The organism is Acidicapsa acidisoli (assembly GCF_025685625.1).
In the GTDB taxonomy this organism is placed as follows: Bacteria; Acidobacteriota; Terriglobia; order Terriglobales; family Acidobacteriaceae; genus Acidicapsa; species Acidicapsa acidisoli.
The window spans coordinates 250,651-270,437 of the sequence record NZ_JAGSYI010000002.1; the positions used below are offsets into that span (position 1 = coordinate 250,651).

14 protein-coding genes are annotated in these 19,787 nt (G+C 57.0%); 7 read left to right on the top strand and 7 right to left on the bottom strand.

All coding sequences use genetic code 11. The features are described from left to right. The first annotated feature begins 57 nt into the window (after window positions 1-57). From OHL23_RS11140 to OHL23_RS11165, 6 genes are all read left to right on the top strand, one after another. Window positions 58-1,017, top strand: a complete 960-nt coding sequence (locus OHL23_RS11140; RefSeq protein ID WP_263351958.1) for a sugar phosphate isomerase/epimerase family protein — start codon at window positions 58-60, stop codon at window positions 1,015-1,017. Window positions 1,018-1,086: 69 nt separating this feature from the next. Further along, window positions 1,087-2,508 carry a multicopper oxidase family protein gene (locus tag OHL23_RS11145; RefSeq protein WP_263351959.1) on the top strand — a complete coding sequence of 474 codons (1,422 nt, stop codon included), beginning with the start codon at window positions 1,087-1,089 and terminating at the stop codon, window positions 2,506-2,508. A 70-nt stretch (window positions 2,509-2,578) separates the two neighbouring features. Further along, on the top strand, window positions 2,579-3,700 hold the full coding sequence (locus OHL23_RS11150; RefSeq protein ID WP_263351960.1) for a c-type cytochrome: 1,122 nt from the start codon (window positions 2,579-2,581) through the stop codon (window positions 3,698-3,700). 47 nt (window positions 3,701-3,747) lie between these two features. After that, the gene (locus OHL23_RS11155) at window positions 3,748-5,337 is read left to right on the top strand and encodes an acido-empty-quinoprotein group A (RefSeq protein WP_263351961.1); all 1,590 of its coding nucleotides are present in this window, start codon (window positions 3,748-3,750) and stop codon (window positions 5,335-5,337) included. Window positions 5,338-5,343: 6 nt separating this feature from the next. Then, window positions 5,344-6,936 carry an acido-empty-quinoprotein group A gene (locus tag OHL23_RS11160; RefSeq protein ID WP_263351962.1) on the top strand — a complete coding sequence of 531 codons (1,593 nt, stop codon included), beginning with the start codon at window positions 5,344-5,346 and terminating at the stop codon, window positions 6,934-6,936. A gap of 368 nt (window positions 6,937-7,304) precedes the next feature. Continuing rightward, on the top strand, window positions 7,305-7,850 hold the full coding sequence (locus OHL23_RS11165; protein ID WP_263351963.1) for an acyloxyacyl hydrolase: 546 nt from the start codon (window positions 7,305-7,307) through the stop codon (window positions 7,848-7,850). Between the two features lie 14 nt (window positions 7,851-7,864). On the opposite strand, the gene OHL23_RS11170 is transcribed toward OHL23_RS11165, so the two are convergent. From OHL23_RS11170 to OHL23_RS11195, 6 genes are all read right to left on the bottom strand, one after another. Continuing rightward, window positions 7,865-8,632: a sulfite exporter TauE/SafE family protein gene (locus OHL23_RS11170; RefSeq protein WP_263351964.1), complete on the bottom strand. Its 768-nt coding sequence runs from the start codon at window positions 8,630-8,632 to the stop codon at window positions 7,865-7,867. A 27-nt stretch (window positions 8,633-8,659) separates the two neighbouring features. Beyond that, window positions 8,660-9,358 (bottom strand): phosphoadenylyl-sulfate reductase, encoded by a 699-nt coding sequence (locus OHL23_RS11175; RefSeq protein ID WP_263351965.1) that lies wholly within the window; start codon window positions 9,356-9,358, stop codon window positions 8,660-8,662. Then, the gene (gene cysN, locus OHL23_RS11180; protein ID WP_263351966.1) at window positions 9,355-11,082 is read right to left on the bottom strand and encodes a sulfate adenylyltransferase subunit CysN; all 1,728 of its coding nucleotides are present in this window, start codon (window positions 11,080-11,082) and stop codon (window positions 9,355-9,357) included. Before cysN ends, OHL23_RS11175 begins: the two co-directional genes overlap by 4 nt. Beyond that, window positions 11,083-12,039 carry a sulfate adenylyltransferase subunit CysD gene (gene cysD, locus OHL23_RS11185; RefSeq protein WP_263351967.1) on the bottom strand — a complete coding sequence of 319 codons (957 nt, stop codon included), beginning with the start codon at window positions 12,037-12,039 and terminating at the stop codon, window positions 11,083-11,085. Window positions 12,040-12,306: 267 nt separating this feature from the next. Beyond that, window positions 12,307-15,492, bottom strand: coding sequence for a TonB-dependent receptor (locus tag OHL23_RS11190; protein ID WP_263351968.1), 3,186 nt, complete (start codon window positions 15,490-15,492; stop codon window positions 12,307-12,309). A gap of 514 nt (window positions 15,493-16,006) precedes the next feature. Then, on the bottom strand, window positions 16,007-17,245 hold the full coding sequence (locus tag OHL23_RS11195; protein ID WP_263351969.1) for a pyridoxal phosphate-dependent aminotransferase: 1,239 nt from the start codon (window positions 17,243-17,245) through the stop codon (window positions 16,007-16,009). 135 nt (window positions 17,246-17,380) lie between these two features. On the opposite strand from OHL23_RS11195, the gene OHL23_RS11200 reads away from it, so the two are divergent. Beyond that, window positions 17,381-18,037 carry an HAD family hydrolase gene (locus OHL23_RS11200; RefSeq protein ID WP_263351970.1) on the top strand — a complete coding sequence of 219 codons (657 nt, stop codon included), beginning with the start codon at window positions 17,381-17,383 and terminating at the stop codon, window positions 18,035-18,037. Here the strand turns inward: OHL23_RS11200 and OHL23_RS11205 are convergent. Beyond that, window positions 17,958-19,598, bottom strand: a complete 1,641-nt coding sequence (locus OHL23_RS11205) for a sensor histidine kinase (protein WP_263353223.1) — start codon at window positions 19,596-19,598, stop codon at window positions 17,958-17,960. The genes OHL23_RS11200 and OHL23_RS11205 overlap by 80 nt on opposite strands. Window positions 19,599-19,787 lie beyond the last annotated feature (189 nt).

A 19,787-nucleotide genomic window follows, 5' to 3' on the forward strand; every position in this document is an offset into this window, starting at 1 on the left:
ATGGTAGCGCGAAATGCCGTTGTTCGCGCCTGAACGGTAACAAGGAGAAGCTGGGAAATGAGATTGGGAGTGTTTACGCCCCTGCTGTCGAAGCTGCCTCTCGGAGACGTGCTGGCGAAGCTGAAGGCAGTTGACATCACGACGGTGGAACTTGGGACAGGCAATTATCCCGGTGGCGCACACTGCGATCTTGCGATGCTGGAGGATGATGGCGCGCTTGAAAAATTCAAGGAAGCGCTTGCAGTACATGGAACGAGCATCAGCGCGCTGAGTTGCCACGGAAATCCCTTGCATCCGGACCCTGCACAGGCGTTTCAATTTCAGGAAGTCAATCGTAAGACAATTCTGCTGGCGGAGAAGCTGGGCGTAAAGACCGTCGTCGATTTCTCCGGATGCCCCGGAGATTCTCCAGATGCAAAGGCGCCCAACTGGGTGACTTGCCCGTGGCCACCCGAGTATCTCGATGTGCTGGCCTGGCAATGGGACAAGGTTGTGGAGCCATATTGGGTTGAGCGCGCAAAATTCGCCGCCGATCACGGTGTTCGAATCGCGATTGAGATGCATCCCGGATTCGTTGTGTATAGTCCGGAAACGCTGCTCCGTCTGCGCGCGATTGCAGGCCGGTCTATTGGCTGCAACTACGATCCGAGCCATATGTTCTGGCAGAACATTGATCCGATTGCCGCGATTCGAGTGCTGGGTGATGCGATCTTTCATGTTCACGCCAAGGATACGCAGTTCTATCCGACGAACCTGCCGCGTACTGGCGTGCTCGACACCAAACCGTACACCGACGAACGGAATCGTGGATGGATATTCAGGACCTGCGGGTACGGGCACGGCGCTGAGTGGTGGAAGGAGTTTGTATCTACGCTCCGCATGTTTGGCTACGACGACGTTCTCTCGATTGAACATGAAGACAGCCTGCTCTCTTCGGAAGAGGGACTGTCGAAAGCAGCAAAATTTCTGAATGAAATCATCTTGAAGGAAACACCTGGCGCTGCGTGGTGGGTCTAAGTCACGAATGGGCTCAGCCGATTGGAATGAGCGTAAAACTCAGAAGCGGAGCATTTATAGAATGGCGGAATGGCAAAGATGAATCGTAGAAGCTTTCTCGCGTCGGCGAGTGCGTTGCTCGCAAGTCAATCCCTTCGCGGACTGTCTCCAATGCAGGCGAACCAGACTGGCGCGAAGCCGGTGGGCAAGGCCGACCACTCTCTGCGCATCGAACCGTGCACGCTAGAGATTGGCAAGGGCGTGACGATCAAGACAACTTCCTACAACGGTCAGGTACCGGGCCCGTTGTTGCGCTTGCGTCAGGGCGTCCCTGTAACGATTGATGTGACGAACTCCAGTTCCCTTCCTGAGATCGCGCACTGGCACGGGCTCACCACTGACCCGATCAACGACGGCGCGATGGAAGAGGGTTCGCCGATGATTCCGGTCGGCGGGACGCTTCGTTACACCCTTACTCCGAATCCCGCCGGGACTCGCTGGTATCACACGCACGCTGGAGCCTTTGACAATCTGGCGGCGGGCACTTACTCCGGACAGTTTGGCTTTCTGCTGGTCGATGGCAAGGAGCAGCCGGCGCACTACGACCAGGAGGTCAATCTCGCCATTCATCATTGGGAGCCCTCGTTCGTCCCCATGGTCGAGACGATGCGCAGCGAATCCGCAAATATGCCGCTTACGTCCGGGTCGGACGTAGGCTATCGGTACGCGACAATGAACGCGCACATGCTGGGCCACGGAGAGCCGCTGCGAGTGAAGCAGGGCCAGCGCGTGTTGCTGCGCCTGCTCAACGCAAGCGCGACTGAAAACGTTCTATTGGCGCTGCCAGGCCATCAGTTCAAGGTAATTGCTATGGATGGCAATCCAGTTCCTAATCCCAAAAGCGTCGAAGTGCTGTCGCTTGCCGTCGCGGAGCGAGTAGACGCAGTCGTCGAGATGAATGCGCCAGGGATCTGGGTGCTCGGTTCTACTCTCGAAAAGTCGCGCCAGATGGGATTAGGCATAGTGGTCGAATACGCAGGGAAAACTGGCGCCCCGATATGGAAAGACCCGACCCCTGTGGAATGGGACTACTCGCAGTTTGCCGGCGGAGAGTCTGCGCAGCCAGCTCCAGCGCCTGAGGATACATTTACGCTCACCTTTCGCGATATTGGCGCCAAGAAGGGTTCCAACTTCGATGTGTGGACGATCAACAACAAGTCGTGGCCGGAGATTGAGCCGCTCTCAGTGCAGGCGGGCAAGCGCTATCGGATGATTCTTCGCAATGGCAGCGGCGATCAGCATCCTATCCACATGCATCGGCATAGTTTCGAAGTGGTTCGTATCGGGGACAAGTCGATGAGCGGGCTGATGAAAGACGTCATCAACATCATGCCGCTGGATACGGTTGCGGTGGACTTTGTTGCGAACAATCCTGGTGACACGCTGATGCATTGCCATCAGCAGTTGCACATGGATTACGGATTTATGTGGTTGCTTAAATACTCGAGTTAGTGCACTCGGGACGATTCTTTATCGTGCGCAACAGTGGAGCGGGTTCCCTCGAATGAGAGTGTTATTACGCATGAAGAGTTTCAGATATCTTGCAATCTTGGCGACTGCCACGGGACTGGTCGCGTTTCAGGCAGCCAAGTCACCTGTCCATGCTGCATTCAGTGCTTCTCCGGGCCGCATGAATGCGAGCAGCCAGGTGGCCCAGCCTGCTGCGGCGAATCCGACCGCTGATAACATCGGTGCGGCTTCATACGCAAAGCACTGTGCGATTTGTCACGGAGATCACCGCGAAGGCATTCTGCCCGCGTTTCCACCGCTGGTGGGCATCAAACACCAGATGACAGACCAGCAGATTACGACTCTGATTCACTCCGGCAAAGGCCGTATGCCCGGACTGCCGGGGGTGCAGAACGAAGAGTTGGCCGCATTGCTGCAGTATCTGGCGAGCAGTACAGAGATCACCCCTGCCGTGACTGCCGGAGCAGGAGCAAATCGCAAAGGCATCCAACTTACCGGCGAGGCTGCGGCAGGCGGTGCGCTTTTCCTGCAGAACTGCGCCTTCTGTCACGGACGCGATGCGATGGGCGGCGAGACTGGGCCAGATCTCACCCAGTCAAAGCTGGTCTTGGAGGACAAAGACGGCTCCCAGATATCGGGGGTTGTGCGAGAGGGACGGATTGAAAAGAAAATGCCGGCCTTCCAGTTCTCCAGTCCGGAACTTGTAAGCCTTGTGGCTTTCATTCGGGCGCGAGTCACTGCCGCAGCATCAATGAAAGGCGGCCGGCGCGGCGTGGCTGTCTCCGACCTGCAAACCGGCAACGTTGAAGCGGGCAAGAAATACTTCAACGGGGCTGGAGGCTGCGCAAAATGCCACTCGCCGACCGGCGATCTGGCTGGCGTGGCAAGGCGCCACGAGGGGCTTCAGCTTGAAGAACGAATGCTGTATCCAAGAGACGCGAAGAGCACAGTGGTCGTGACACTCCCTTCGGGAGAAAAGATCGCCGGTACTCTCGCCTATCAAGATGAGTTCACCGTCGGTCTTCGCGATAAGGACGGAAGTTATCGATCATGGCCGACTGAACGCGTCAAATACAAGGTCGATTCGCCGGTAGATGCGCACGTGGAGCAATTTCCCAAGTACACTGACGACGATATTCACAACCTGATGGCGTACCTGCAGACTCTTCGATGATACGTCCGATTCTGCACACCAAATCAGGTGGATTGGCTCACTGGAATATGAAATTGGTCCACTCGCCGGGTCTTGCAGCCATTGCGGTTCTCGCACTGCTGGCGGGATCATGTCCGCTGGTGGCGCAGTATCTAGAACCGGCGCAGTTGCTGCATCCTTCGCCGGAGAGCTGGCCGCTCTATCATGGTGACTATTCCGGCATGAGGCACAGTCATCTCACCCAGATCACGCCGCAAAATGTTGGCAGACTCGGCATGGCGTGGGCCTTCCAGACCAATCAGTCTGCGGAGATCAAGTCCTCTCCACTGCTGGTCGACGGAATCTTGTACTTCACGGTGCCCGACAACATCTGGGCCGTGGATGCGCGATCTGGACATGTGATCTGGCACTACAATCACCCAACTACTGAGGGCCTGCACATCGGGCATCGCGGTGTCGCGATATACAAAGGCTGGCTCTACTTTGTTACGCCAGATGCTCACCTGATTTCGCTGAACGCGAAGGACGGCAGTGTGCGCTGGACGAAAGAGATTGCGGACGTGACCAAGGGCTACTGGACGACACTGGCCCCGTTGATCGTCAAGAATCATGTGATCGTTGGCGTCTCCGGCGACTTCGATAACCTGACCGGCTATCTTCGCTCTTACGATCCTGAGACTGGCGAAACGCAATGGCAGTGGAACAGCACTCCGCCCGTGGGAACTCCGAACAGCACGACCGGGGGCATGACCTGGATGACCGGTACCTATGACCCCGAGTTGAATCTGATCTTCTGGGGTACGGGAAATCCAACGCCGGTGTTGAGTGGGGCGACACGGCCAGGGGACGATCATTGGACTTGCAGCATCGTTGCGCTCAACCCGGATAGCGGACAACTGGCGTGGGGTTATCAGGTTTCGCCGCATGACACGCACGACTGGGACGCGGTGGAAACTCCCGTGCTTGTTGATGCAGATTTTCATGGACAGCCACGCAAGATGCTGATGCAGACCTCGCGCAACGGCTACTTCTTTGTGCTGGATCGCACGAACGGCAAGAGTCTGTTGACGACTCCGTACGGTCCGACAAATTGGGCTCTCGGAATCGATAAAGATGGAAAGCCGATTCCAAATCCCGACAAGGAACCCAAACCAGATGGACGTCTGATTGCTCCGGACGAGGGCGGACTGACCAACTATCGGTCTCCCAGTTTCGACTCGAAGACCGGGTTGTTCATTGTGGACGCCCATCCGAGTTGGAGCATCTATTTTGCCAAGCCTGCGGACGGAGAGTACGGTTGGGCTGGTGCGGACTATGGAGTCTGGGGCAAAGGCGTCATTGATGCCATCGACTATCAGACGGGCAAGATTCGCTGGAGTCATGAGGTTGGACGAGGCGGATCTGGAGCGGGCGTATTGACCACCGATTCCGGACTCACTATCACTGGGGATGCGGAAGGCAATGTTCTGATATTGGCGACCAGCGACGGCAAAACGCTGTGGCACGCCGGCACTGGTGCCTCGATTCAGAGTTCCCCGATTGCCTACGAACTGGATGGCCGCGAGTATCTGATGACCAGCAGCGGAGGGGTGTTGTTCGCATGGGCACTACCACAAGGACCGTCTGTCGCCGATCGCTCTGAAATTCACACTCACTAGGATCTTATGAAGTCGCTGAAACTTACATCGAATCTCGCCACACTCGCGATCCTTGCACTCGTCTCCTTTTCGCGCCCCTCTCTGTCGCAGAATCTGGAGTCCTCTCAAATCGCGCATCCATCTCCTGATAGCTGGCCGCTGTATCACGGAGATTACTCCGGAAAGCGACACAGCAGCCTGACTCAGGTCACGCGCGAAAACGTCGGCGATCTCACTCTGGCGTGGGCGTTTCAAACCAACCAGGGTGCGCAGATCAAGTCTTCGCCGCTGCTCGTGGATGGAATTCTGTACTTTACAGTTCCCGACAACATATGGGCGGTCGACGCCCGGTCGGGGCACATGCTCTGGCATTTCAACCACCCGACCACAGAAGGCGATCACATCGGCCATCGCGGCGTGGCGATGTATAAGGGCTGGCTCTACTTCGCCACTCCCGATGCTCATTTGATTTCGCTGAATGCAAAAGACGGGACGGTACGTTGGGACAAGATCATCGCGGACGTCAAAAAGGGCTACTGGTCCACAACGGCTCCGCTGGTGGTACGAAACCACGTGATTGCCGGGGTTGGCGGCGATCTGGACAATCTGCCGGGATATCTGCGTTCCTTCGATCCCGATACTGGGGAGGTGCAATGGGATTGGTACGCGACGACTCCAACTGGAACTCCGCAGGGCACAACCGGCGGCACGACCTGGATGACTGGCACCTATGATCCCGAACTGAACCTGGTCTACTGGGGCACGGGAAATCCCACACCTGTATTGAACGGCAAAACTCGGCCAGGGGATGACACCTGGACATGCAGCATCGTTGCATTGGACCCTGAGACCGGCAAGCTGGTGTGGGGCTTCTCCGCCTCGCCACATGACACACATGACTGGGACGCAGTCGAAACACCAGTGCTGGTAGATGCAGACTTTCATGGGCAGCCGCGAAAGATGTTGATGCAAAGCTCTCGCAACGGCTACTTTTTTGTACTGGACCGCACCAATGGCAAGAGCCTGCTAACCGCTCCCTTCGGACCAACGAATTGGGCACTTGGGATCGACAAGGAGGGACGTCCGATTCCGAATCCGGACAAGGAGCCCAAGCCGGATGGCCGTCTGATCGCACCAGACGAAGGGGGCATGACGAACTATCGCTCCCCCAGCTTCGATCCCAAGACCGGTCTGTTTATCGTTGACGCGCATCCCAGCTGGAGTATCTATTTTGCTAAGCCTGCCGATGGAGATTATGGCTGGGCGGGTGCTGATTACGGCGTTTGGGGCAAGGGTGTTATCGAGGCCATCGACTATCAAACCGGCAAAATCCGCTGGAGCCATGAGGTAGGCAAGGGCGGCTCAGGCGCGGGCGTGTTGACCACGGACTCGGGACTCGCCTTTACGGGAGATTCGACAGGAAATATTCTGGCGCTGAGCACTGCCGACGGCAAGACCCTGTGGCACGCGGGCACCGGCGCGCCAATGCAAACCTCTCCCATTACTTACGAATTGGATGGACGCCAGTATCTCGTAACTGGGAGCGGCAGCGTAATGTTTGCCTGGGCTTTGCCACAAAGCCTTGTCAAGGCCGAACGTGCTGAAGTTCGGGCGCGCTAAGACTCACAGCCCGCCGATGTTTTCGGCGGGCGAAAATCCGGGTTTTCTAAAACATCGACATCCCATTAAAATGGTTACAAACCATTGTTGGAAATGAGCTTCCCGCTATATCGTTTGCGTATGGTTTTCGGAACCTTTCGATCAACTTCCAGCTGCCGGGAGACCATTTGCCAAACCACCGATTTCCTGTCTTCGCGACGAGCTTTATTCAAAGTCATCGTTACTTCGCCACAAAATTCAGCCGCTTTTGCTCTGTCCTCATGATCGGGCTTTGCCTGTATTTCTCAGTCGCGGGCCGCTCGCAGGAAACGAGAACGCCTTCAGAATCGACTCTGCCGGTCAATGCTACGGGACAGGAGAGGCAGCCAGTGGAGAGTGAACTCATTTTCGAAGGTCTGGCTTCCTATGGCAACTACAGGATCTTTGCCGCCGGAACGGGCAGTAAACTCTATACGGGCGGCGTGGAGTACGACCGCCACTCCTGGGGTTCCTTCCTTGGCGCACGGGTGGACTACGTTGCGGAGATTCTGCCCCTGGTGCTTCTGGATACACCGACAAAATCCTATCCCTGGGGCTATCCCGAAACCACCGCCCGCCACATCGTGCCCGGACTTGGAATTTCACCAATAGGTTTCCGCATGATGTGGCGTCCACAAAAAGCCATACGGCCATACATTACTGCCAAAGGCGGAATGATTGGATTCACTGAAAAAGTTCTCGCGACAAATGCTTCATACGAAAGCTTCAGCCTGCAATCCGGTTTCGGTGTGCAGGTCATGATGAAGAAGCGAATCGGACTGCGCCTGGGCCTCTGGGGCGACTATCATTTTTCGAATGCTTTTGTGGTGCCTGTAAATCCCGGAATCGACGTCATGAACGCAAATCTTGGACTGAGCTACCATTTCGGAGGCTAGACTTCGAAAGTCCGTCAGCGAGCCGCGGCCCAGACCTGATAGCTGTTAAAGAGGAACTGCCCTCCAAGAACAAGCAACCAAATCCAGAGTGCGAAGCGCAGAGGCCGGCGCGGAATTCTGTTCGTCAGCATAGTACCGGTAACCGCTCCGAATACGCCGCCAGCGATGAGATGCAGGAGAAGTTCCGGGTTTGACGCCTGCGAAAACCAATGCGCCCCGCTGCCGACCAGCGAAACGACGAAACCGAACGCAATATCCGTACCGACGACCTCTGCCGGAGCCAACGGAGTAAGGCTGAGCAGCGCAGCGCTGCCCAGTGCACCGGCGCCTGCCGATGAAAATCCAACTTCAGCACCGACCGGAAGCATCAGCCATGGCAACAAGCGGCTGCGATCCTTCGCACTCGAATTCTGCTGCATGGGCCTGAAAGAATAAACAAGCTGCCAGCTTGCGGTGCTCACAAGGATTGCACCGAGTAGCGCATTCAGCAGGTTCTGCGAGCCGGCGTTGACAAGATGTTTGAGGAACAGTGAACCGATGAGAACTCCTGGTGCTCCGCCCAGAAGCATGAAGCCGAGAGTGCGCCAGGAAACGTTACGGCGAACGATCTGCGCGGGAACCAGAATCAGTTTGACAGCCGTCGAAAACATCAGTCCGATTCCGACCGCAACTGGCGCGGGTACTCCCAGAAACAGCACGAGGACAGGCACGGTGACAGTACCGGCACCGACTCCCGTCAGCGCGATGAAGAGTGCTATAACGAATCCGATGAAGTACTGCATACGGTTGCCTCAATCCCGGGTGCTTCGTTAGTTGGCTGGCGCCGCTTCAATGTGGATGCCGCATTCAACTTTTTGACCGGCCCAGCGTCCGGAACGCGGATCGTTGGGATCGAGCGGAATCGTAGTACATGGCTCACAGCCGATTGACGAATAGCCGCGTTCATAGAGCGAGAGCAACGGGATACTCAGTTGCTCGCAGGCGTACCAGACATCGCGCGTCGTCCATTCTGCGAGGGGCGCAAGCTTTCGCACCTGCTTGCCGCCCGGCAAGGTGAACATCGCAGATTCTTCCAGCGCGGCGCGGCTTCTAGCCTGCTCGCGGCGCAAACCAGTCAGCCATACGTTGTATTCGGCGACTGCTTTGAAGAGCGGCTCGACCTTGCGCAATTTGCAGCATTGGTCCGGGGCTGAGCGATAGAGCAGACCATGCTCCAGTTCCTGCTCGGCGACGGTTTTCTCAGGCAGCAGATTGATGAGATTCAGACCCCAATCTGCTGCGATTTTGTCTCGGTACGAATAGGTTTCTGCGAAATGATAGCCGGTATCGAGGAAGAGGATTGGAATCTGCGGATCGAATTCGATAGCCAACTTCGTGAGCAACACATCTTCTGCCTGGAAGCTGCATGTCAGGCAGACATCTTGAGCACCCGTAATTGCTTGTGCGAGAGTTGCGCGTACTTTATCAACCTTGGCGCTTGCCAGCGCTTGTATCTCCGAGGTGCTCATTGGATGATTGCCCTTTCAGAACGAGGAAGAATGCCGACCCGCGAAAGCAGTTGATGGACGGCGGAAACCACGGAAGCTGTATCGCTCGCGACGACGGTTAGCTGTTCGCCATCAGCGCGTGCGGTAAGCGTGCCGGTTTCAGTGGAAGTGACGACGAGTGCAATCAAACCAGACTGAACGCTGGACTGCAGGACGAGTTCCAGCAGCTCGGGATGGTTTTCAATCGCTGGATTAGCTCTTTCGATGCGGAAGGTGATCTTGCCCGTTGCGAAGAGAGAGCGTTCAATCGCATCGATCAACTCGATGGGTCCATCCAACTCAACGACTCCACCGTAGTGGCCCCAGCGAGCGGCTCTTTCCTGCGCAGAGACGCGACCCGATAGTCGGGCAGCGGCCGTTGCGGCGCTCACATCTTCGGCGGATGCAACAGTGACCATGCCGGCCGCAACTGTGCTGTTCGTTTCCGGATCAATCAGGATGAAGGCGCCCGTTGAACGATTCTCACCGTACGGGTCGAGCGCTATGGGCCGCAGCAATTGAATCGAGACAACACCGATTGCATTCATCTCCAGCGTCTCGGAGGATTCCTGTGAGAGCGAAGTGATGTTGGTTCGGTGTTCAACCGACGACACAACGGCCGGGACTGTTTGGCTGGTGTGCTTGAGCAGATAGCGGCGACCTCGCTCAAGCGGCCGTTGATCCATCCACACAAGCGCCCCCTTCAGAGACTTGACTACCGTCGCGGGAGACTCGGCAGAGACAATCAGATCGCCGCGGCTGATGTCGAGTTCGTGGTTGAGCACGAGTGTTACGGAGAGCGGCGCATGCGCCTCGGTCAGGTCGCCATCCCAGGTGACAATACGCTCGACTTCCGCGCTGCGGCCCGAGGGAAGCACGGTGATCTTGTCGCCGGGACGAACGGTCCCCGACGCAATCTGACCGGCGAAGCCGCGAAAAGTGTGGTCCGGGCGAAGCACGCGCTGCACTGGTAAACGGAAGGGAGCACTTTGAGTGCCGAGTGACGATGGAAGTGACTCCAACAGCTCCAGCAGCGACGGCCCATCGTACCAGCTCATGGCATCGGAACGATGAACGATGTTATCTCCCGCCAGCGCACTCACTGGAACGAAGACCGGCTCGACGGGATTGCCCGTATCTGCTGCGATCTGGTCCAGCAGAATACTGAAATCGCGTTCAATTGCCCGGAAGGCACCCTCGTCATAGCCGATAAGATCCATCTTGTTGACTGCAACAAGTATGTGGCGCACACGCAACAGGGATGCGATGTAAGCATGCCTACGTGACTGCACCAGCACGCCTTTGCTTGCGTCGATGAGAACAACGGCAGCATCAGCAGTTGATGCACCGGTCGCCATGTTGCGCGTGTACTGCTCATGGCCTGGCGTGTCCGCAATGATGAACTTGCGCCGCGCCGTCGAGAAGTAACGATAGGCAACATCGATGGTGATTCCCTGCTCGCGCTCGGCGCGCAAGCCGTCCGTGAGTAACGCGAAATCGATCTGTCCTGGTGCAGTGGTTCCCTTGCCCTGAATCGACCGGACCTGATCGTCGTAGACCGACTGGGTGTCATACAGAAGCCGTCCGATCAGCGTGGACTTTCCATCGTCGACGCTGCCTGCGGTCGAGAAGCGGAAGAGGTCCTTCGTGCGTTCTTCGGCGAGAAATTCGTCTACAGAAAAAGCTGAAGCCGCGAGAGCAGTCATTTAGAAATAACCCTCCCGCTTCTTGATTTCCATCGACCCTTCCTGATCGTGATCGATGGCTCGGTTCGCACGTTCCGAGGAGCGAAACGAGAGCAGTTCGGCGATGATGGCAGGAATCGTATCTGCATCCGAACGAATCGCGCCGGTGCATGGACTGCACCCAAGCGAACGCAGGCGCGACTTGACCATACGCGGCTGCTCGCCGGGCCACGCGACAAACTCCTGCTCGATCGGCAGCAGCGCATCGCCGCGTACATACATCGGCCGCTCCTTGGCGAAGTAGAGATCGACGACGGGAATCTTTTCCTCATGGATGTACTGCCACACATCCATCTCGGTCCAATTGGAGAGCGGAAAGACACGGATGCTTTCGCCGGGATGAATGCGCGCGTTGTAGAGATTCCAAAGCTCTGGCCGCTGATTTTTCGGGTCCCACTGCCCTGCGCTATCTCGGAAGGAATAAATCCGCTCCTTGGCGCGGGATTTCTCCTCGTCGCGGCGAGCGCCACCAAAGGCCGCATCAAATTTGTAATGACGGAGCGCATCGAGCAGAGCCTGCGTCTTCAGCAGCCCGCAGCAGCGCTTAGTGTCCAATGCAATCGGGTTGGTGCCCGCGGCGATTGCCGATTCATTGCGCCAGACAAGCAACTCCGCACCTATGGAGCGAGCCATCTCGTCGCGGAAGGTCAGCATTTCCGCGAACTTGAAGCCGGTATCGATATGCAGGAGTGGGAATGGAATAGGAGCGGGGTAAAAAGCCTTCTGCGCCAGGCGCAACATAACCGATGAGTCTTTGCCGATTGAGTAAAGCATCACCGGCCGCTCAAATTCCGAGGCAACCTCACGCAGAATGTGGATACTTTCCGCTTCAAGCAGCCGCAGATGGCTCAGGGGCGGGGGGGCGGACGTTTTCCCTGCTTCCAATTGCAAATCGACTTCGTTTTCGACAACCGGCATGCAAACCTCGATACTTCCTGGTGTGCTGAACGCCGGAACCACAGAGAGACATACCCGGCTGAACAGCTACGGGTGTGGCCTCTGGATCACTCGATATCTTGTACTGGGAAATCGGAGACTAGAACGGGCACCCGTCGAAGATGTTCGACAGGCGACAACAAGAGCGGCTTTGGGAAGCGCGAACCATGTGTGGATTGATGGTAGCAAAGTTTTGGCGCGGACACAAACCGGTCCGCGCCAAGACAGTGCTCGCAACTTCTTGCGAACCTAGAAAAGAAACTTCAAGGCAAATTGAAGCTGGCGTGAAGTGGTCGCCGTCGCGGTCATTACACCCGCTGTCGGCGAAAGCGCCGCAGCCGTGCCCGGCTTCGCCGGCGTGGGGCCGGTGCTGAAGACCACGGGGTTTGGCGTGGTGAAGTTGGTGTGGTTGAGAATATTGAAATACTCCGCACGAAATTGGGTTCGCAGCCGTTCATGAATCGTGGTGGTCTTCGCAAAGGATAGATCCACATCGGTCAGGCCAGGACCAGTCAGTCCGTCGCGACTGGCATTGCCAAAGGCGCCAGGATAAGGCGCGACGAAGGCATTTGGGTTGAACCATTCATTCGCAGTCCTTGGATAGAGCGAACCGCTGAAGTTAGGATTCAGTTGCGGGCGAGCCGGATTGCGGGTGTCTCCGTTGCCAGTTGGGTTGTAGCCAAGCTGGGGCGAGAACGGAAAACCGCTTTGCAGCGTGGCGATGCCGCTCACGTTCCATCCTCCGATCAAGTCCTGCGCAATCGGAGCGGCATTGGCCAGCACGGCGTGACCGCGACCCACAGGCAACTCCCAGGTGCCGTTGATGGCCGCTGCCTGGCTGATGTTGGTTGCGGCCAGGCCGTGGTCCAGCTTGGGATTCCCGGGAAACGAAACGAACGCCGGGGTGTTGGACGAGACGCTGGTGTTCCATGCCGAGCCGTCGTCGAGGTTCCGCGAATACGTATAGACGCCGCGCAATTGCAGTCCTCCACCAAACTGACGCTTCACATCGATCTCCAGCGCGTTGTAATTGCTGATGCCTTGCGAAACCCAGGAGGTCGAGTTGGCCAGCTTCGGATTGGCGAGTGTAGTCGATGGATAGTAGACAGTTCCCGCCGGAAGGGATGCAGGGCACGAAGCTGCCGGGCAGACGACCGAATCGGGTGTGTTCTGGTCTTCGGAAAGGATCTGGTGATAGCCATGCGAACCGACATAGCCGACCGTGATGGTGGTGAGCGGCGCTATCTCCTGCTCCAGCTTCAATGTCCACGCCAGCACAGTAGGCGTCTGAATATTCGGCTGCACGTTGCTCGGGGACACCAGTCCACCGGGCGCAGAGGCAAGCGACAGCGCCTGCAGCTTGCTTACTGTGGTGTTGCTATAAGAGAGCGTGGTATTGTACGGCGCTGTCTGGTCGAGCCGGTAATCGAGAGTATCGAGCAGTGCGCGATGCACTCCAAAGCTGCTCTTGATCACCGTCTTGCTTTTCCCAAAAGGATCATACGCGAAACCGACTCGCGGCTCGGGCAGGAACTTGGCGCGATTGTCGCTAAGCGCTGAACCGCCGACCGTGGGAGTCGTGTTGATTACGCCGTCGGTGAATCCGTAGTTGGAGGCGCGGTTTTGGGCTTCGTTCCAGCCATTTGAGGATTCAAAGCGGAAGCCGGCTCGCACCTCAAGCTTCGGAGTAGCCTTCCAGGCGTCTTCGATAAAGCCCGCAGCAAAAAGAGAACGCCAGCCCAACTCGGTGGGCGACGGGACGATGGTGTACTTCGAGACGGTCCCTGCTTCGAAGGTACTGAGCGTCGAGAACGAAGCCTGTCCGTATTGATCCTGCGCCAGGAAGTCATTGGATTGTAGCCGCTGCAGCCACACGCCGGCCTCGATCTGGTGAGTTCGATGCGTCCAGTAAATGTGATCATCGACCGTGAAAAGATTGCGCGCGGTCAGGTTGTTGCTGCCCGTGTTCGCACCCGCCAGCGTGATCTGCGAAGCGCCATTCGATGCAGTGCTGCCCGATATGACGACCGCGCCCACTGGGCCGTTGCCGACCCAGCCCGGCACTCCACCCGCAACAATGCTCTGAAAGGAGAAGTCTGCCCGTGAGTAACCGATGCGGAGCGTATTCAGCAGGCTCGGCGAGAAGACGTGCTGCTCCTGCGCGCTCACCACCTGTTCGCGCAGGCGTTCATAGATCGATGAGTACGGATTCGCCGAAGGCGTTGTTGCGTCGCTGTCATCCACGGTGTAGACACCGAAGAGCAAGTCCTTTTGCGAAAGGTTGTCATCGATGCGTGTCGTACCGAAGTCTTCCCGAACATGCTGCGGCGGATTGGAAAAAGCCTCGGCAATTCCACCGCCCAGCTCCTTCGTTCCGACGGGCCACAAAGCCAGCAGCGGCTGAACGCTGGCGACCGTTGCCGCACGGGCTGCCGCATCGGGAACAAAGGTGACATCGCTCAGACCGAGGTGCTGGCGATAGCCTTCATAGTTCGCGAATCCGAAGAGCTTGTCGCGACGCAGCGGACCACCGAAGGCAGCTCCAAAGTCGTTGCGCTGAAACTCCGGAATCTGCGCCTGATCGAAGTAATTGCGCGCATCGAGAGCGCTGTTGCGCAAAAACTCGTACACCGAGCCATGAACCTGATTGCTGCCCGACCCGGTGATGATGGAGATTTGCGCGCCGGTACGTTTGCCGTAGTTGGCCCCGTAAGTATCCGTGACCACATTGAACTCGCGCACAGCCTCAACGCCGAGTAATTGGCCGCTCGTGCCGCCGGGCGTCACGTTGATCAGAGACGCGCCTGTGTATTCAATGCCGTTCAGCAGGAAGAGATTATCCTGTGGGCGGCGTCCGGAGATGGAATACATATTGCCAACTGAAGAATTCGATGTGCCAACGCCGCCGGAACGTTGCGTCGTATAGCTCACCGACGCCGGATTGAGTTGAAGAAGCTGATCGAAGCTGCGGCCATTCAGCGGCAACTCCTTGACCTGGCGCTCATCGACCAACCCCTGCGTCTGCAGCGTGGATGTGTCGATGGCGGCGGGTGTATCGACTACCGTCACCACTTGCTCCACGTTACCTACCGAGAGCGCAAGATGTAGTTGAATGCTCTGCCCGACCGTGAGAGCGATGCCGGTACGCTTGAGGGGAGCAAAACCCTCCCGATTGACCGTGATGCTATACGTCCCGACCGGAATCGAAGGCGCGGAGAATGCGCCGCCCTGGGCCGTAATGAGTTGGCGGACGCCACCTGTCTCCTCGTTGCGTATCTGCACCGTGGCTCCGACTACGGAAGCATCCTTTGGGTCGACCACGTCGCCCGCGATGGTTCCACCAACCAGTTGCGCATGCAGGAACGTCGGTAAGACCAATACGGCGAAAGCAAAGAACAGGATTCGTGCTTTGGAAGCGGATTGCAATGCGTTCATGACTGAACTCCAAAAAGGGATTGCTATGAATTTTGAAAACGAAGTAAGGAAATAGAGATGCTGTGAGGAAGCAGGGCAGGCTCAGGCGCGACAACACGGCGCCGCGCCTGAGCTAAGACAACAAGCCCGCGCGAGAGACGGCCGCGTATGTGATGAAGTGACCAATGCTGACAGGTCCTGACTGGCTGGATTAGTGCTGGATTGAAGGAATTTCTCTACCGTTGGAATTCCCGGTAGCAGGTAATTGCGAAACTAGCGCGGACAACAACAGACCCGGTGCGCCTGGGTGGCACAACAACAGATCGTTGGTTGGCTGGATGCAATCACAATGCAATCGAGATTAGCACGCAATTGGCGGGCGTGCAAAATGTCACTTCGATTAGGAAGGATCCTCCCTATGGAATCAGCGAGTGAAGCTGCTGAAAGGGTTTCGATGGAAAACGCGAGCAATTATTTTCATATTTATCTAATACATACGATCACATTGCTCATCTATCTCTTTCAGGATCGGGCCTCAGCGGTAACCCACTTGATTCCTCTGTAAATAGTTGATCATTAAGGAAATACCCACGGAAAACTCCGCTGCCGCTCCAAGCAGGCTCACCACCAGCCAGCCTGATTCGCCCATGCCAAAAAAGTAACCTGGATGTACCCAGACTCCTAAATCCAGCAGTTCCCTCACGGTCTGCTCGTCCCGCTGGATCGCTGGAATCCTCAAAACTGCGTACCATCCGCCCTCGATCTGGAGGTGGTTCACCAGAACGCCGCCTTCAGCCTTCCCGGCGTTCGTCTTGCTTCCTTGTTCCCCCAGGATCTGATCAAGCGCGGCGAGATTCCTGCGCACTCGGAGCCGAATCTGTTCCTGAATCCCACCTCGCGAATCCAGCCAGAGCGGCAGCGCACTCTGTACGGGAGCATTCATCGACAAATACGTGTCCGCCAGGACTTCCAGACGCTTCAACGCTGCCCGTGAGCCGGGTCCAACTGCCACAAGCCACGCAGCCTTCATCTGGGGTAAACCGCATATCTTGCTGATTCCGCTGACGATAAATACTGGAATCTCCAGATCGCGCGCGGCAAAGGTCGCTGTATCTTCAGCTTCCGATTGCCCGGCGATTTCAAGTCCGTAGTCGAGAAATACCTCATCCACGATCAGCGCCAGGCCATGCTCGCGGCAGATAGATGCCAGTTCCCTTGCCTCATCCAATTTGGTGAAGTGGCCCGTTGGATTATTCGGATGCACCAGCACAACCGCGCGAGTCACAGAAGTCGAGGATCTGATCTGGCGGCGAAGTCCTTCCAGGTCGAGTTGCCAACCGTGGTCATAGACCAGCGGAACCGGAGCCAGCATGATGGCCTCTGCCACCGCCAGGAAATCGAAGAGCGGATAGCTCGGCTGTGGGACCAGAACCGTATCGTCAGGATCGCAAAGCAGTTTGAACAAATAGCTGTAAGCCTCGCTTGTGCTGGTAGTTAGTATGACTTGATCCGGCTCGATGGAGGCTCCACGTTGCAGGTAATATCGGCAAACCGCCTCTCTGGCGCGGAGGCTTCCCCGAGGATCGGGATCGTAGTCGAACGCTGCAACATCGGCTAGCGGAGACAAGAGATCGGCTGGATATTCGAATCCGCAACGTGTCGGATTCGACGCGGTCAAATCGTAGACCGGGAGTCCAGCGGCAAGCCGCTCACGATGGGCCCGCGCCAGATCGCTTTCTTCCGTGTCCCACTCGGTGCGCTTTGAAAGCTTCATGAAAACGATTGATTCCTCAATTCTTATTCGAAATTCCTGCCCATTGCAGCAGACGATTCAAGCAAAATAGCTAAAGGCGACCGTTCACACCTCACCATACACGGTCCATAAACCGACGAAGGACGGGAGAACAAATTGGCTTTGCGCGCAGTCGTATTTGATTATGGAATGGTGCTCAGCGGGCCCCCGCATCTGCCAGCCTATGAAGAACTTAAGCGTATCACCGGCCTCTCTCGGGATGCGTTCGAAGGGCTGTACTGGACCGACCGCCATGCTTACGATCGAGGCGACCTCAGCGGCCTCGAGTTCTGGCAGAAATTCGTGTTGGACGCGGGCCTCGGACTCTCCGACGCAGAAATCGTGCAACTCAATGACTGGGATGCCCGGATGTGGACGACCGTCAATCCGGAGATGCTTCATTGGCACAAGCAACTAAAAGACAAAGGTTTGCAGACGGGAATCCTTTCCAACATGGGTGACTCCGTTCTCGAGAGCATTCAACGGAGCTTCGACTGGATCGGAGATTTCGACGTGCCTGTATGGAGCTATCAGCACCGCATGGCCAAGCCCGAGCCCGCGATTTACCATCTTCTGCTGGAGCGGCTAGGCACGCCGGCCGAGGAAACGCTCTTCCTGGACGACAAGATCGAAAATATCGAAGCCGCACGGAGCTTAGGGATTCGCGCACTTCAGTTCTCTACCGTGGATCAACTCAGACAGGATCTGATTTCCTCCGGAATGGATGCATGGCTGCCGTTGCCAGAGTTGCGACCGAATGCGCCGCTTCCTTAGTTGCTGCGGGGACGGTCGTTCCCTGACCTTGGTCGCTGGGTGAGGTCTCCGCTTCGGCGACCGCGCCTGCGTTTGGCGATTTTTCGACCAGCGGTATCCAAATTCGAAATGTAGTCCCACGGCCGGGTGTGCTTTCCACATCGATAGCGCCGCCGTGAGCAGTCATGAGAGCCCTGGTGATCGAGAGTCCCATGCCCGAACCCTTGGCCGTTGTTACGCTCTGTTTACCGCGATAGAACTTGTCGAAGATGAGCGGAAGATCGTGCGGGTCAATTCCGGGGCCATCATCTTCGACCAGAAATTCGACCTTTCCGAGAGAACGGCGGCTGCGCAGTACAATACGGCTGTTCGGAGGCGTATATCTGGCAGCGTTTTCAAGCAGATGGCGCAGCACGCGGCCAATCACATGGGGATCAAACCAGACCGGATTGTCCGGTTGCTGGACGATGATGGTAACGCGATGCGTGGCAAGTTGATCGTGCGACTCCTCCACGGCCTGCTCAAGGAATGTGCCCGTGTGAAGCGGTTCAGGGCGGACGCGAATGCCATCCGCCTCAATTTCTGCCACTTCCATCGCCTCGCCGATCAGCGAATCGAGTCGGGAGCTCTCTTCATCGACGATGGTGGCAAGTTCGTATCGCGTTGCCTCATCCAAACCGTGACCGTCAAGCAATGTGGTCGCGGCGGCGCGGATAGCGGTAAGCGGCGTGCGCAATTCGTGCGTCAGCGAATCGATCAATGCGGTCCGCAACCGGTCTGCCGCTCGGGCGGCTTCGAGCCGGGCCGAGGCTTCAATAGCGTGAGCACGCGTGATGGCGATGGCTACCTGGGCGGCCACGGATGTGGCGACTTCGCGTGATAGAGTTGCTGGTTTCCAGGCCAGTGTTCCCACGCTGTTCATGCCGAAGACGAGGTTCATCGGCGTGTATCCCTGAGGAAGCTCGAATTTGGGCTCCGATGCCGCCGAGACCTCTTGGAGCGCCTGACGCATTGTTTCTGGCGAAAATGTCTCCGACTTTCCGCGAACGGAAATGCTGGGGACTGAGGAATAAAGCTGGTCCTCGTCGCGCACATAAAGCAGAACTGCGTTCAGTGCGAAATTGTGCTCGACAAGGCGCGGAATCTCGCGGATCAGGCCCGCTGCGTCTTCATGCAGCATCATCTCCTGACTCAGAGAGTAGAGGCGCTCCACGTCTTCGCGGCGTCGCTCGGCTTGACGAGTTTGGCGACGCGCGCGCTCAGCCACGCGGCCCACGACCACACAAGCGACGACGAACGCAACCATTGCCAGCCATGATTGAAAGCCGGAGAGACCGATTGAATGCAACGGCTCGAGAAAATAGTAGTCAAATAGGAACGAAGCGATAACTGCCAGGTAGATCGAAATCGCGCGGCCAGCGAGAGTGGCGGACCAGACTACCAAGACCAAGTAAATGATGCCCGCCGTGCCTGAATCGGCACGCAGCAGCACGAGAACCGCAGTGACAAAAGCCGTGATCGCGGAAGCCAGTATCCATCGCAGGATCTCGTGCAACCAACCGAATACCGGAATGAATTCCATCCAATTCAAATGATATTCCGTTTTTGCGCTGACTGATGGGTTTTGGCGCTCAGCGAGGGCCGCAGGGCTGGCTGGTCGACAAAAACGGCAGTTCCTGAGACGCAGCCAGCCCGATGCTGTATCGTTCATGATGTGCAGTCAAAAGTCGGCCGAAGCGGGATGGTCACTGGCTCTAAAACGGCCACGATA

What these genes read in the sequence shown, in the direction of transcription:
- OHL23_RS11145 (WP_263351959.1), top strand. Translation starts at nt 1,087, where the DNA reads ATGGCAAAGATGAATCGTAGAAGCTTTCTCGCGTCGGCGAGTGCGTTG.
- OHL23_RS11190 (WP_263351968.1), bottom strand. Translation starts at nt 15,492, where the DNA reads ATGAACGCATTGCAATCCGCTTCCAAAGCACGAATCCTGTTCTTTGCT.
- cysD (WP_263351967.1), bottom strand. Translation starts at nt 12,039, where the DNA reads ATGCCGGTTGTCGAAAACGAAGTCGATTTGCAATTGGAAGCAGGGAAA.
- OHL23_RS11140 (WP_263351958.1), top strand. Translation starts at nt 58, where the DNA reads ATGAGATTGGGAGTGTTTACGCCCCTGCTGTCGAAGCTGCCTCTCGGA.
- cysN (WP_263351966.1), bottom strand. Translation starts at nt 11,082, where the DNA reads ATGACTGCTCTCGCGGCTTCAGCTTTTTCTGTAGACGAATTTCTCGCC.
- OHL23_RS11155 (WP_263351961.1), top strand. Translation starts at nt 3,748, where the DNA reads ATGAAATTGGTCCACTCGCCGGGTCTTGCAGCCATTGCGGTTCTCGCA.
- OHL23_RS11205 (WP_263353223.1), bottom strand. Translation starts at nt 19,598, where the DNA reads ATGGAATTCATTCCGGTATTCGGTTGGTTGCACGAGATCCTGCGATGG.
- OHL23_RS11150 (WP_263351960.1), top strand. Translation starts at nt 2,579, where the DNA reads ATGAAGAGTTTCAGATATCTTGCAATCTTGGCGACTGCCACGGGACTG.
- OHL23_RS11175 (WP_263351965.1), bottom strand. Translation starts at nt 9,358, where the DNA reads ATGAGCACCTCGGAGATACAAGCGCTGGCAAGCGCCAAGGTTGATAAA.
- OHL23_RS11195 (WP_263351969.1), bottom strand. Translation starts at nt 17,245, where the DNA reads ATGAAGCTTTCAAAGCGCACCGAGTGGGACACGGAAGAAAGCGATCTG.
- OHL23_RS11170 (WP_263351964.1), bottom strand. Translation starts at nt 8,632, where the DNA reads ATGCAGTACTTCATCGGATTCGTTATAGCACTCTTCATCGCGCTGACG.
- OHL23_RS11160 (WP_263351962.1), top strand. Translation starts at nt 5,344, where the DNA reads ATGAAGTCGCTGAAACTTACATCGAATCTCGCCACACTCGCGATCCTT.